A 15107-nucleotide genomic window follows, 5' to 3' on the forward strand; every position below is an offset into this window, starting at 1 on the left:
TTGGTTCAGCAAATGGTTTTGTAGAAAACAACATTAATTGTTATGCAAGATGATCCCAAGACACTGAAATTGAGATGGTGACTTGGGATTTTGATTCATTTAGTAGGTTAGCTGCATGTGATCAGGTAAATTACTATTACTAACCATTGCCCACGCAGATAAAAGACAAGAAAAAATACATTAACCTAATAGCCACAAAAAAAACACCTGCCCATTCTTGGCAGGTGTAAATATACAATCAGGTCTACAGACGGATAGTGCCTCACTCAACGTTACGTCCACGAGTTGATGAGAAGAAATCAGTTCTTGTTCATCTAAATTGGACAATAGGCACCAATTATTGGCTTTGCGTCATCCCTGGGTTTATGAAGCAAAGCTGTCATAATAAGTAGGATGAGCAATCTACATAATAGATATTGCAGGATACGTGCCAACTTTTCGTTAAACTAAAATACTTTAGTTTTTTCACTAAATTTCAGCTAATTACTCCCATCACAACACTTTAACGCTTTGTGTTTTTCTACTTAATATTATCAAAGCAACAAAGATATCGTTAAGAGACAAAACCACTACAATTAAGTGTCTCAATTAAGAGACGTAAAATATCAATTAATAATTTATTGTTATAAATCAAAAGGTAATATGTCTCCATTTGGAGACGCGACAACTTGTGTTTGTATCAATATCGCGACACCCACCAATTTAAGGAGTAAAAAAACAAATAGAAACAGTCAGTTATTACGCTATATGCTTTGAAAACATGGAATAATTTATAGAGATAATTTATAGAGATAAATAATCAGTAAATTATCTGCTCTGATTGGTCATTAAACTTATCGTGATATGAATGAAAACTAAGCCAGTAAGAGGCTCGAATTTATTTGGTAGTGATTCAAAAATAACGCTAGAAAATAAATGGAATGCTGTTATTGCAGATTACATTCGCAATGTTTTTAGCTATGAATGATTATGAAATAGTATTAGAAAAGTGATATCTCAGAAATGCAAAAACCCCGCTTATAAAAGCGGGGTTTTCTAAATTGGTCGGCGAGAGAGGATTCGAACCTCCGACCCACTGGTCCCAAACCAGTTGCGCTACCAAGCTGCGCTACTCGCCGAAATTTGAAGCTTGTTCGATTAAGTTGGTTAATCGAATATTTTTTTGTGGTGCGAAAGGGGGGACTTGAACCCCCACGTCCTAGGGACACTAACACCTGAAGCTAGCGCGTCTACCAATTCCGCCACCCTCGCAATGTCACAAAAAAATGGGGTGGCTAATGGGACTCGAACCCACGACAACTGGAATCACAATCCAGGGCTCTACCAACTGAGCTATAGCCACCATAACATCACTTTTTTCAAAGCGTTATTATATTACTACATACAACTTCGTTTTGCCAACCGTAGAAGCACGCTATTTAATGGTGCGCCCGACAGGATTCGAACCTGAGACCTCTGCCTCCGGAGGGCAGCGCTCTATCCAGCTGAGCTACGGGCGCTTAACGCCGTTGCGGGAGAGGATAGTACGGACTTAATCACTCTATGTCTAGTCCTTTTTTTAAAAAAATATCGATTGATTGCCTTTTATTCATTTCGTCGATAAAGAGAGCATTTTTGCCCTCTTTATCTCGACACAATGATAAGTAAAGATTACAAATCACTAACACTATTTTTTGTTTTCTTGTGATTAATTGCACGGATCAGAAAATATAGCACCGAAACAGCTAATAAAAATATCGCGCCGACAATCAAAGATAAGCGAGTATCAGGATTAATCGCCATCCCGACCAATACACAGGCTAAAAACAGCAATGTTGCATAGTTTACCCATGGAAAAAGAATTGACTTGAATGGATGACCTACAAGCTTATCTTTGTTTCTTTGGCGAAAGTACAGCTGGCTTGTCAAAATCACCAGCCATGGCACCATGCCAGGAAGTACACTCGCACTGTAGACATAAACAAATACTTTTTCAGGGTTTGGAATGATGTAATTTAAGCTAGAACCTGCAATGAGACACAGAATAGTAAAACCAACACAACGCGCTGGCACACCATTTCGAGTCAGTTTCAACATAGATTGTGGTAGTTGTTTGTTTTGTGCCAAAGCATACAGCATACGGCCACCACTATACATCCCACTATTACAACCCGAAAGTGCAGCGGTTAACACAACAAAGTTGATTACAGCAGCCGCTGAAACAATGCCAACTTTCGCGAAGGTTAACACAAAAGGACTGCCCTGCTGCCCGACTTCTGTCCATGGGAACAGCGTGACTACAATGAAAATAGCACCGACATAAAAAATCAGAATACGCCATAGGATATTATTGATTGCTTTTCTCAATGTCACTTGTGGGTTTTTCGCTTCACCCGCAGTGATCCCGACTAGCTCAACACCTTGATACGAGGCAACAACAATACATAATGCAAATAAGAAACCTTTCCAGCCACCGGCAAAAAATCCGCCATGTTCAGTCAAATTAGATAAGCCAATAGGCTCGAAATTGTTACCAATTCCCAAAAAAATCAAACCCAAGCCGATTAAAATCATCACCACAATGGTGGTCACTTTTATCATGGCAAACCAAAACTCTAACTCACCATATAAGCGCACAGCAGCCAAGTTCGCCAATGCGACTAATGTTACCGCTATGATGGCAAAAACCCACTGTGGCACATCAGGGAACCAATATTCCGCATAAACACCAATTGCGGTGATCTCTGATATCCCAACAGCAACCCACATGAACCAGTAGCCCCATGCCGTTAAGCATCCCCAAAAAGGGCTTAGATATTTATAGCCGAAGGAAGCAAACGATCCCGTTACGGGCTCGACAAAAAGCATCTCACCCATTGAGCGCATGATAAAAAGACAAATATGCCCGCAATAATGTAGGCAAGTAAAACGGAAGGACCTGCCCATTTCAATGTGCTAGCAGATCCCATAAATAGGCCTACGCCAATGGTGCCACCTAGCGCAATAAGCTCTATATGACGAGCCTCTAGCCCTCGCTGGAGTCCTTTTTGCGAATTCTCCATAAATTCCCCTGTCATTGTTCGAATATAAGGTCATGGCTTATGAATATTTATAATAATAAGCATGATAACTAATGATGAAACAACTCTCTTTTGACTAAAAAACGTTCACATTCTGAGTTGAAGTTACAAACCCAGTCACTATACGTATTTTTGAAGAATAATAAAAATAATTGAAATAAGAGATTGGGGAAATATTCGATTTGAAGGGCATTTAATTTTGATATGGCGTAATAAAACAAAATCGTCACGATACAAGGCGTGATTATTGTACCGTGACAGGTCACTTGATGAATTACAGCTTACCACCATAGTAATAAGCTAAAAATTTCAATAACTTAAATTGTCTTTTAATGCGGGTAGGTTGAGCTAATAAACGGTAAAGCCATTCTAGCCCCATATTTTGCCATACTTTAGGCGCGCGTTTGACGTGTCCTGTAAATACATCATAAGTACCACCAACGCCCATATATAAAGCATCAGGCAGAACTTTACGGCAATCACGCATAAATACTTCTTGTTTAGGCGACCCCATTGCAACAGTGACAATTTTTGCGCCACTTGCACGAATTCGTTCAAACAACGCATCTCTATCTTCTGCTGTAAAGTAACCGTCTTGCGAACCAACAATATTCACATTCCATTGCGCTCTCAGCTTATTTTCAGTCTGCTCTAAAATCTCAGGTTTACCGCCAACTAAAAAGACCGGAGTGCCTTCTTCTCCAGCCCTTTCCATTAATGCTTCCCACAAATCCGCCCCCGCAATACGGGACACATCAGCTTGTGGATATTTACGGCGAATAGCCCGCACAATACTGATGCCATCGGCATAAAGATATTCGGCCTGCCCCATGAGTTCATTCAACGCGGCATCATTTTCTGCTGTCATTACTTTTTCAGCATTGATTGCGACTAGCGTTCCTGCTTTTGTTTCACCACCAGCAAATAAGTGATCCAAGAATTGCCCCATATCTTTAAAACCCCAGATTTGGTGCCCTCTAATTGTATATTGTGGAATGGATTGCAGTTCCATAATGCTCCTTTAGCGGCTTTCGCAACGTTGATTTCTTAAATAAGAAATCGTTTTTTCACGAATAAGTCCCGCGCTTTCAAATAACCAATAGAGTAATTTCGCCAGAATCAAACAAAGTCCGAAGATAAGGCAGAAAAAAACCACTCGTGACACAAAGGAATCAACACCTTCACGAGCTAAAACAATCATGTTAAAAATGGCGCCAAAACAGAATGCTTGCATAATTGCTGTCTTGTAACGATTTGATTCTTTGAGGCTTAAATTATAAATCCAATCAAACCATTTAATAATCAATCCCACCACGATAGCACCTAGAGGAATGAATAACACGCCTCCCATCACCACCAAAGAGCCAATCAAAGTAGGTGAAATCGCCAGCCCAGAATGGTTATTCAACACTTCCCATGTAAAATAGTTTGCTGAATTAAGCACCACATCAGGGCGTTCTGGCCATACCCATGATGGTATAAAGACATAGAAATCGCGAATAATCGGTGCTAAACCTTGGAATTCAATATTGTCATAATGGCTCAATAGTAGCGCCAAATTCTCCCAAGGAGAGAAAGTATCTCTTGTCAGATATAGGAAGGTATAAAAGGCTTCTGCGCCGCTAACATCTAATCCATAACGTTTTAACGCTAGCCAGAACATACCAACAATACTTGCAACACCTGCCGCCGCCAACATCCAAAGCGTTATCCAGCCCCTCACAATGCCGATAAATAAAAATAAGGCAAAAGCGATAATGATATTTGCTCGAGTTCCACCAACGATAACATAGGTTAAGAAACCAAATGCAACGGTACTAACAAGGAAAAATATCCACCGTTTTTGGGTTGGTCGTAGAAAATAGACAATCAACATTGCGGGGATAAAGAAGTAGAAAAACCGCTTCAATGCGACCCCAGAAACTTGGCTAGAAAAAATCTGGCTATAAGATTTAAGCTTAAATAATAAAAAGCCATTTTGTAGGAAGAAGATACCGACCGTCACTACAGCCACTAATATCAACAAAAAACAGGTTAAATTGGTTTCAACTTTGTTCATCGTAAATAATGGACGACTTACGGTCGAAACATTTTTAGTCAGCCGTGTTTTATAAGTGACATAGTAGATGGCATAAAAGCTGGTTGCAGCCAATTGAGCATAAAGCAAATATTCAGCAGGTACCACTTTGACATCAAACTGAAACACCAGCGCACAAGTTAATGGAAAACCAAAATAAAAAGTCAGAAAATACAATAAAGAGAAGAAAATATTAAAATTGAAACGCACGCGTAAGAACTCTTTATAGAGCAACGTGCCAATGAAAATAATAGACAGCAAATAAACAAATGCTAAGCCACCTAATTCAGATAAGGTCATGCTTGCTCCTCCAACATGCCTAGAATAGTTTTCCAACCCTCCGTAAAATTAGGTGCAAAAAAATCAATATGTTGTTTATCAAGCAATGCCATTTGACGTTGAGCTTCATCAACCAGCCCGACTGAAAGTTCATCGCCATAAAAGAATACAGGAACACTTTGAGCCGTCAGGTCCTGCCAAAACGTATTTTGTCGGCTAATCACAAAGGGAATACAAAATTGGATCAACAAACAAACTGTACCAATTCCTTGCTGGCGATTAAAAATAAAATAGCCTAAGTCACATGTTTTTAATAAGTTTAGATAATCACTAAACTCCATGCGTTCTTTTAAAATTTCGACCTGATTTGCAGGGAAAAGTGTTTGTGCCGTTTGTTCTACTTGTTGGATATAGTCTTCATTGTTTGCAGGATATCCCATCGGCACAATAATTTTAACTTGCTCATCGAATTGCTGTTTAATCGCCTTCAATGCTTCTATATGACGATTAGATTTATCACCGGAGTTACCTAGCAAAATAGTTAAAGAATTGCCCTGACGAGCTGGGTGCTCATTTAATGTCAGTTCTGGATCCATACGCGTTGGAAAATACAGAATAGAAACCGGAACCTTTGGATTCGACTGCTGAAAATAATTAATATCTCCGCGAGTGCCACAGGCACGCCCGACTTTCTTTTGGGCAAGTCGTCGTAAGATATAAAACAGCTTAAATTTCCACGAACGAGATTCTTCATATAAATCAGCGCCCCAAATATGCCACCAAAATTGGTGAGATTTGATCTTACCCGATAATAGCGCTAACCAAATCGGCGCATTAAACTGCCCGTGAAAGAAAAATAAGTTTCTACGGTTAATCTTCGCGCGGCTAATTACCGCATCTGCTATCGCTTTTTTACTCGCAAATACTTCAATATCCAGTTCAGGATAAGCATCCGCTAACCGAGAATCGAGACTAACCACCATAAAATACGGCTTATGTGATGTGAGGTGCTCTTGGCAGACCACATTATTGAAAAAAGTCAGCACCGTTTGATTATGGTGAGGGAGATCAGCTCCCAGTACATGTATTAAGGTTGTCATACTCGCCTACGGTAAATCAAAAAAACACAACAGCAGAGGAAAAAATACACAATATACGTTGCCATATAAGCTTGAGTTGCCCCTACAGCACCATGTTCCGGTATCAACCAATGAGAGAAACTCATTAAGAGAATAAATTGGAGAACCTCTGCCAGAATGTAAAAACGCAATGCTGCCTTAGCAATCACAAGGTAGCCAAAAACATAGGCTCCTACCTTGAGAACATCACCAACCAATTGCCAGGCAAATAATTCCCGCATTCCAGTAAATTTTTCAGAAAATAGTAACCAAATTGCAAAATCTCGTAATAGCCATACCGCAAAACTGGCAACTGCCACAGCTGGTAAGACAAATTTTAATGCTTTTAGGATCTCAGTAGAAATTTCATGTTTACTCTGTAACCGAGAAAGTGTGGGCAACAGATAAACAGAAAATGATGCCGTAATAAATTGCAAGTAAGCATCTGAAATTGTACTCACACCAGCCCAAAGACCAACTTCATCCCAGCTGTACTTTGCGGCTAAAAGATTTCGCATCATGATGTAAGCAACAGGTAAAGTTACTGACGTGATTAACGCCATTATAGTAAATTTACCCAAACTGGTTGCTATGGCGTTATCCCAAGCAGGTTTCAATAAAGATAATGCAAAACGCTGACGACGAATAATCATTAATCCTGCGGGCAACACAACTAATGCAGGCACTAATGCCAGTCCAGCTAATGCGCCTTCGTAGCCACCTAACCTATAGCATAAATAATAGCCAACAACACCAATTAAGCTACCAAAAATAATCGATTGAGCATTACCTGATGCATCACGATAACCTTTTAGAATCGCTAAAAAATAGTTAGCGTAGGCAATGCCCATCTGGATAAAAGCAACAGCTTGAATGACTGACTGATATTCATTGCTGTCAAATAGCCCTTCACTAATAGCTCCGCTAAATAATAAAAAACGAGAGCAAGTAGTGTTGAAAACCCAAGAATGAGTGTGGATGATGTGCCTAAAATCGCACGTAATTTTTCAGGATCTTGATGATGTTCCGCAACATATTTTGTCACACCATTAAAAATACCTGCGCCAGATAACACACCAAGCACAGTAATTAACTGGCGAAAGTTGCCAGCCAATCCGACGCCACTCGGACCAAATGAGATGGCAAGTAATTTAACAATTAATAGACCGGCCCCGATTTTTATCAGGGTCGATCCGGCGGTCCAAATTGATGCTTTTGCTAACGACATTAGGCAAAAAAGGCCTTAATTCGGTCAATGATTATCTGCTGCTCTTCATCTGTCATATTGTAGAACATTGGCAAACGTACTAAGCGGTCACTTTCGCGCGTGGTATAGCGGTCTTCGCCATGGAAACGGCCAAATTCTTCACCTGCTGGGCTAGTATGCAGCGCAACATAGTGGAATACAGTCAGAATGCCATGAGATTTCATGTAGTCGTTAAATTCTGTGCGTTGGTCTATATCTTTCAGTTTGATATAGAACATATGCGCATTATGTTCTAGCCCTTCAGGAACAATAGGTAATGCTAATTTGCCCTCTTCCGCTAAAGGTGTCAGCGCGTCATAATAACGTTTCCACAATAGCAGACGGCGATCATTAATTTTTTTCGCTTCTTCAAGCTGCGCCCATAAATAAGCCGCTTGTAAATCTGACATCAAATAACTTGAGCCAATATCACGCCAAGTATATTTATCCACTTGTCCACGGAAAAATTGACTGCGGTTAGTGCCCTTTTCACGGATCACTTCTGCACGATTAATCAGTGAATTATCATTAATTAAAGTTGCTCCACCTTCACCACCAGATGAATAGTTTTTTGTTTCGTGAAAGCTGTAACAACCAATATGACCAATCGTTCCAAGTGCTTGCCCTTTATAAGTTGACATCACACCTTGCGCAGCATCCTCAATGACAAATAAGTTATGCTTTTTCGCGATTGCCATAATGGTGTCCATTTCACAAGCCACACCCGCATAATGGACAGGAACGATAGCGCGTGTACGCGCTGTAATCGCATCTTCAATTTTTGTTTCATCTAAATTCATGGTATCAGGACGAATATCCACGAAAACGATTTTAGCCCCTCGTAGCACGAAAGCATTTGCTGTCGATACAAAGGTAAAACTTGGCATAATGACTTCATCACCCGGCTGAATATTAATCAAAATAGCCGCCATTTCCAATGATGCAGTACAAGAAGGTGTCAATTGAACCTTCGGACAATTAAACTGCTTCTCCATCCACTCTTCACTGCGCTTGGTAAAGCCACCATCACCGCATAATTTGCCACTTTCCATAGCCTGTTGCATATAGGCTAATTCAGTTCCTACAACGGGTGGTTTATTAAATGGAATCATATTGTCCCCTATATAACCAATATGCAGTACTTGTTATTGAAGCACCACTACGTGAATAAAGATTTAATGCCGCAAGATTGCTCACTTGGGTAGCCACATGTAACTGTTTTTTATTATGCTGCTGACACCAAGAGAATGCTGCTGACATCAATTTACGGCCAATCCCTCTTTTCCCAATTCCAGGGATAGCAGCAAGGAGGCCAATTCGCGCGATGTCATTGTCTAAATGCCTAAGACTGACAAAACCTAATACATTGCCTGATTCATCTTTGACTAATAAGCAAGTATGGTCAAACGTCCCTAACACCGCTTTTTCTATCCATAATGCATAAAACCGTCCGCTATCACCTTCCTTATACCAAGGCGCTCGAAAACGGCTATGGCTAAAAACTTGCTCAGCGGCCTGACGTAAGAAAGGAATATCTTTATCAACCGCCAGCTCAACTGTTTCACTTATAGATAAACACTCTTTTAGGTAAGCATTTTCTGTGCCAATCATCAAAGTGAAGTCGACTTCTCCCTCAACAAGAGAGAAACCTAATGCTGATAGCCCATCTAAATTTGCGGTTTCATGCGCCGCTATTTTAGCCTGAACAACATCATAACCAGCTAATTGGTTAGCAATAATATTTTCAGCATCAGCTGCCGAAAAATTTAGCTTGGCAGTGGATAGCCCAAAGAATTCAGACTCCCACGGCAAGTTATCAATACTGGCGCGGACGGACACGAAGTAAATCCTCTAAATATTGACCGTAACCTGTTTTTTTCAGCTGCTCTGCTGAATGCTTCACTTGCTCATCACTTAACCAACCATTGCGCCAAGCGATCTCCTCTAAACAAGCCACTTTGAAACCTTGACGTTTCTCGACAGTTTGTACAAATGTGCCAGCTTCAATCAAGCTATCGTGGGTACCTGTGTCAAGCCAAGCGAATCCGCGACCTAACAGTTCGACATTTAACTCACCGCGCTCTAAATACATCTGATTGATTGAAGTGATCTCAAGTTCACCGCGTTCTGATGGTTTTACTTGCTTAGCAAATTCAACAACTTGAGCATCATAAAAATAAAGCCCTGTTACAGCCCAGTTAGAACGTGGCTTCTGCGGTTTTTCTTCAATGGATAACACTTTGAAGTCATCATCAAATTCAACAACACCAAAACGTTCCGGATCCATGACTTGATAACCAAATACTGTTGCACCTTGTATTCTTGCAGCAACAGATTTCAATTTAGGGCTAAATGAATGACCAAAAAAGATATTATCGCCTAGCACCAAGCAACATGCGTCGCCATTGATGAATTGTTCACCAATGATAAAGGCCTGCGCAAGGCCGTCTGGAGAAGGCTGCTCAGCGTAACTCAGCTCAATACCAAACTCACTTCCATCACCTAACAATCGCTTAAACATCGGAAGATCTTCCGGTGTAGAGATAATCAAAATTTCACGGATGCCCGCTAACATCAAAACCGACAGTGGATAATAAATCATCGGTTTATCATAAATGGGCAATAGCTGTTTTGAAATACCACGGGTTATCGGATGCAAACGAGTTCCTGAACCACCAGCCAATATAATCCCTTTCATGATCCCCCCTTAACGCCCTAAACCTAGGCGCTCACCTGCATAAGAGCCATCTTGTACGCGGCGCCACCAAGTTTCGTTATTTAAATACCACAACACTGTTTTGCGAAGACCTGTTTCAAAGGTTTCTTGTGGTAGCCATCCCAAATCACGCGCAATTTTATCTGCATCAATTGCATAGCGCATATCATGGCCAGGTCTGTCGGCAACATAGGTGATTAAATCACGGTAATGTTCAACGCCTGTTGGCTTTTCAGGATGAAGCTCTTCAAGCAGTTCACAAATTGTCTCAACCACCTCTATATTACGGCGTTCATTATGACCACCAATATTGTAGGTTTCCCCCGGTTGGGCTGATGTTGCAACTAAATGCAGTGCTCTGGCATGATCCTCAACAAACAACCAATCACGGATTTGCTCTCCCTTACCATAAACTGGCAACGGTTTTCCTGCTAATGCATTGAGAATAATCAATGGAATTAATTTTTCAGGAAAATGGTAAGGACCATAATTATTCGAGCAATTAGTGATCATCGTTGGCAAACCATATGTTCTTTGCCAAGCTCGAACTAAATGATCGCTAGATGCTTTAGATGCCGAATACGGGCTGCTGGGTGCATAAGATGTGGTTTCCGTGAAGAAACCATCAGGGCCATCCAAATCACCATAAACTTCATCTGTTGAGATGTGATGAAAACGAAAATTCGCTTTTTTAACTTCATCTAATCCTGCCCAATAGTGGCGAGCGGCTTCTAATAAAGTGTAAGTACCCACTATATTTGTTTCAATAAATGCCGCAGGACCATCAATAGAGCGGTCGACATGGCTTTCTGCCGCTAAATGCATCACAGCATCAGGCTGATATTGAGCAAAAACACGGTCAAGTTCTGCGCGATCGCAAATATTGACTTGTTCAAAAGCATAACGGTCACTATTGGCAACAGGACTTAACGATTCTAAATTGCCGGCATAAGTCAAACAATCAACAACAATAGCGCTATCGCCTGTGTTTTCAATAATATGGCGAACGACAGCAGAGCCAATAAAGCCCGCTCCACCCGTAATTAGAATGCGTTTCAACGCCAAACTCCTTTGGTATCCACAACCCATTTTTGATGAATCCATGATCCTTCAATTGCTTTAAATTGGTTATGATCAACCAGCATTAAAATGATATCCGCATCATTTACAGCATCTTCAATTGAAGCTAATTGTGCAATACCTTTCAACGCTGTTGGGAGTTCATGAATATGTGGTTCTACCGCATACGTTTTACCTGTGTTCCATTCCGCAATCATCTTAGTGATGTGCATTGCAGGACTTTCGCGTAAATCATCAATATTCGGTTTAAATGCCAGACCAAAACAAGCAATTGTTATATCGCTCGCTTTTTTACCCGTTTCAGTTAGGCAATCTGCAACTGCCGCTTTGACCTGATCAACAACCCAAATTGGTTTACCATCGTTGACTAAACGTGCAGTATGAATTAAACGAGATTGCTTCGGATTTTGTGCCACAATAAACCATGGATCAACAGCGATACAGTGACCACCAACACCCGGACCCGGTTGTAAAATATTCACACGCGGATGAAGGTTTGCAAGTTTGATCAATTCCCAAACATTGATGCCCTGATTGGCACAAATCAACGATAATTCATTCGCAAATGCAATATTGACATCGCGGAAGCTATTTTCAGTCAATTTACACATTTCAGCGGTTTTGGCGTTGGTAATAAAACATTCACCTTCAAGGAAAATTTTATATAACTCGCTCGCACGTTGAGATGATTTTGATGTCATGCCACCGACAACGCGGTCATTCTTAATCAATTCCACCATCACTTGGCCAGGCAATACACGCTCAGGGCAATAAGCGATATCGATATCCGCTTCATCACCGGCTTGTTGAGGGAAAGTCAAATCTGGACGAGCTTGTGCCATCCATTGTGCCATCTGCTCAGTTGTTCCCACAGGAGATGTTGATTCTAAAATAACTAAGTCACCTTTTTTCAAAACAGGTGCAACAGATTCCGCTGCGGCTTTCACATACATCAAATCAGGCTCATGCTCACCTTTAAATGGCGTAGGCACAGCAATTAAAAATGCATCAGCAGGCTGCGGTGTTGTAAACGCTTTTAGGTAGCCACCTTCAACGGCCGTTTTAACAACTTTGTCGAGCTCTGGCTCCACAATATGAATTTTTCCCTGATTAATGGTATCAACCGCGTGCTGGTTGACATCTACACCCACAACTTGCTTTTTGCGGGATGCAAAAGCCGCTGCTGTTGGTAAACCAATATAACCAAGGCCAATAACAGAAATAGTTTCAAAGCTCATAATTTCACCTGATTGCTTTTTAGTGCATCTAGAATTCGCTGACAAGCGTGACCATCACCATATGGATTATGAGCACGGCTCATTTCATGGTATTCCGCTTCATCTGTCAGTAACCGATTAACTTCCGCAACAATTTTTTGTGTGTCTGTTCCAACAAGGCGTACCGTCCCTGCATCTACCGCTTCAGGACGCTCAGTCGTATCTCTCATGACTAAGACAGGTTTGCCTAATGATGGTGCTTCCTCTTGAATACCGCCAGAATCAGTGAGAATTAAATAAGCATGATTCATTAAGTACACAAAAGGTAAATACTCTTGTGGGGTAATAAGAATAATATTACTGATGTCATGGAGGATCCGTTTTACAGGCTCGCTCACATTAGGGTTTAAATGCACAGGATAAACAACCTGAACATCTGGGTGAGTTTGTGCAATTTCAGCTAATGCATGGCAAATGCGTTCAAAACCACCACCAAAACTTTCACGTCGATGACCTGTAACTAAAATAATTTTTTTATTTGGGTCAATAAATGGATAATGCGCAGCTAATTTTGCAACCATATCTTGGTCACTCAAAACCTTATCACGTACCCATAACAGCGCATCAATGACACTATTTCCCGTGACGAAAATATGATTATCTGGAATAGATTCTTTCAACAAATTTTGGCGGGAGTTTTCTGTTGGAGAAAAGTGGTACATTGCTAAATGCCCAGCAATTTTACGATTTGCTTCTTCTGGCCATGGAGAATAGAGATTACCTGTCCTCAATCCCGCTTCAACATGCCCAACTGGAATACGGTGATAAAATGCGGCTAAACTGGTTGCCATGGTTGTTGTCGTATCGCCATGCACAAGAACAACGTCGGGTTGAAAATCGGCGAAAACGCTCTTGAGTCCTTCCAGAATTCGACACGTTATATCCGTCAAATCTTGGCCTGGTTGCATAATATTGAGATCATAATCAGGCTTGATCTCAAATAGTTTCAGTACCTGATCGAGCATTTCTCGGTGCTGGGCTGTCACACAAACTCTAGCGTCAAAACCTGCATCATTTGCCAGAGCATGAACCAGCGGTGCCATTTTAATAGCTTCAGGTCGAGTGCCGAATACAGTCAATACTTTCACAGTGACTCTCTTATTTTAGTTATTTGATTCAGTAAGTTACTTTTACTTAATTATAATAGTGTTAAAAGTGACTAGTATTAAACTAGTCACTGAACAGAATCAAGATGGACGACGGCGAGCAAGTACTACCCCGGCACCAATCAATGCACCGATAGCACCCCATAGCACCATCATAAAAGCTCTACGAGGGCTATCGCGTTTGACGGGATCTTCAGGTGTTCTTAAATAGCGGTACGCCTGAAAATTGTCTTGAAGAGTTGGTCCAACACTCAATGTTGATAGCATTGCGATATTTTGATCGTAATCCGTATCATGGTTTGGACCAGTAGCTTTTAATGTTTCAATCTGGGCTTCCAGTAGCGGAACGCCTAACATAAACATTTTTGAATCTGATATTTCATCAATTGAAGCTGTACTTTGATTACGTGAAATTCCCTGTTTTTCTGCAACCTTTAATGCTTGTTCCAGTAAATTTAAGCGTCTTTCATAGGCTGATTTTGCTACCATGTCTTCACGTTTTACTAACGCTTTCATGGACTGCATCTTCGTTGCCCAAGCACCTTTAATTTCATCATTCAAATTGGCCGTTGCACGCTGATTTGCAAATTGAATATATTCTCGTAAAAGCTTATTTGCATCTATAGATGTCTCTGCGATTAACTTCACACTATCAGCTTGATTTTTCAGGGTGTCAGCTGGTGTAAATTCAATATTGTTAATCAATTCATCTAATAACGCCGCATCCGCTTTCGGATCATTTTCTAAGCGTTGCTTATAGTAATCCGTTGCCAACCAAAATTGACGGCGAGTGTCATAAGAACCAATCTGTTTAATAAATTCTTGATAAGCTTCATTTGCAATACTAGGTAATTGCCCTTCTTGAGCAGATGAATTAATCCGGGAATCAAGATTACGCAAAAATTGTTGTTGTGAGTAATAACTTCCCAAATTATTCACTGTAGGCAGATCAGTGATTGCTGTTGAGCTCCATTTTTGTTGCATAAAGTAAGATGCACCCAATGCAATCGCAGCAAAAATGACTGCGAAAGCAATGATCCAGACTTTACCCAGCCATAAGGAACGACACAAACCACGGATATCCAACTCTGGCTCTATCGGTGGTTGATACTGATTAGGTTGTGTTTCCGAGTATTTCACTGCACAGAA

Annotated in this window: 10 protein-coding genes, 4 tRNA genes and 2 pseudogenes; all 16 read right to left on the bottom strand. The window is 40.8% G+C overall.

The window, feature by feature from the left end; genetic code table 11:
* Nucleotides 1-1041: 1041 nt before the first annotated feature.
* Nucleotides 1042-1118: transfer RNA gene (locus OO7_RS00770), tRNA-Pro, on the bottom strand.
* A 47-nt stretch (nt 1119-1165) separates the two neighbouring features.
* A tRNA-Leu gene (locus tag OO7_RS00775) sits at nt 1166-1251 on the bottom strand.
* A 15-nt stretch (nt 1252-1266) separates the two neighbouring features.
* Nucleotides 1267-1342 (bottom strand) — tRNA-His (locus tag OO7_RS00780).
* Between the two features lie 80 nt (nt 1343-1422).
* Nucleotides 1423-1499: transfer RNA gene (locus OO7_RS00785), tRNA-Arg, on the bottom strand.
* A gap of 151 nt (nt 1500-1650) precedes the next feature.
* Nucleotides 1651-3041: pseudogene (thrP, locus tag OO7_RS00790) on the bottom strand (bifunctional threonine/serine APC transporter ThrP).
* A 292-nt stretch (nt 3042-3333) separates the two neighbouring features.
* A complete protein-coding gene (gene wecG, locus OO7_RS00795; RefSeq protein WP_008914056.1) occupies nt 3334-4071 on the bottom strand; it encodes a lipopolysaccharide N-acetylmannosaminouronosyltransferase in 738 nt (245 codons plus the stop codon).
* 9 nt (nt 4072-4080) lie between these two features.
* On the bottom strand, nt 4081-5436 hold the full coding sequence (gene wzyE, locus OO7_RS00800) for an ECA oligosaccharide polymerase (RefSeq protein WP_008914057.1): 1356 nt from the start codon (nt 5434-5436) through the stop codon (nt 4081-4083).
* A complete protein-coding gene (gene wecF, locus OO7_RS00805) occupies nt 5433-6515 on the bottom strand; it encodes a TDP-N-acetylfucosamine:lipid II N-acetylfucosaminyltransferase (protein WP_008914058.1) in 1083 nt (360 codons plus the stop codon). Before wecF ends, wzyE begins: the two co-directional genes overlap by 4 nt.
* A pseudogene (wzxE, locus tag OO7_RS00810) lies at nt 6512-7761 on the bottom strand (lipid III flippase WzxE). Before wzxE ends, wecF begins: the two are co-directional and overlap by 4 nt.
* Nucleotides 7761-8891: a dTDP-4-amino-4,6-dideoxygalactose transaminase gene (gene rffA, locus OO7_RS00815; RefSeq protein WP_008914061.1), complete on the bottom strand. Its 1131-nt coding sequence runs from the start codon at nt 8889-8891 to the stop codon at nt 7761-7763. Before rffA ends, wzxE begins: the two are co-directional and overlap by 1 nt.
* A complete protein-coding gene (rffC, locus tag OO7_RS00820; RefSeq protein ID WP_008914062.1) occupies nt 8878-9618 on the bottom strand; it encodes a dTDP-4-amino-4,6-dideoxy-D-galactose acyltransferase in 741 nt (246 codons plus the stop codon). Before rffC ends, rffA begins: the two co-directional genes overlap by 14 nt.
* Entirely contained in the window at nt 9596-10477 is an 882-nt protein-coding gene (gene rfbA / locus OO7_RS16760; protein WP_008914063.1) for a glucose-1-phosphate thymidylyltransferase RfbA, read from the bottom strand. Before rfbA ends, rffC begins: the two co-directional genes overlap by 23 nt.
* 9 nt (nt 10478-10486) lie before the next feature.
* On the bottom strand, nt 10487-11554 hold the full coding sequence (gene rffG, locus OO7_RS16765) for a dTDP-glucose 4,6-dehydratase (RefSeq protein ID WP_008914064.1): 1068 nt from the start codon (nt 11552-11554) through the stop codon (nt 10487-10489).
* Nucleotides 11551-12813 carry a UDP-N-acetyl-D-mannosamine dehydrogenase gene (wecC, locus tag OO7_RS00835; RefSeq protein WP_008914065.1) on the bottom strand — a complete coding sequence of 421 codons (1263 nt, stop codon included), beginning with the start codon at nt 12811-12813 and terminating at the stop codon, nt 11551-11553. Before wecC ends, rffG begins: the two co-directional genes overlap by 4 nt.
* Nucleotides 12810-13940 (bottom strand): non-hydrolyzing UDP-N-acetylglucosamine 2-epimerase, encoded by a 1131-nt coding sequence (gene wecB, locus OO7_RS00840; RefSeq protein ID WP_008914066.1) that lies wholly within the window; start codon nt 13938-13940, stop codon nt 12810-12812. Before wecB ends, wecC begins: the two co-directional genes overlap by 4 nt.
* Nucleotides 13941-14039: 99 nt before the next feature.
* Complete coding sequence (wzzE, locus tag OO7_RS00845) at nt 14040-15098, bottom strand: ECA polysaccharide chain length modulation protein (protein WP_008914067.1); 1059 nt, start codon at nt 15096-15098, stop codon at nt 14040-14042.
* Nucleotides 15099-15107 lie beyond the last annotated feature (9 nt).

The organism is Providencia sneebia DSM 19967, assembly GCF_000314895.2.
In the GTDB taxonomy this organism is placed as follows: Bacteria; Pseudomonadota; Gammaproteobacteria; order Enterobacterales; family Enterobacteriaceae; genus Providencia; species Providencia sneebia.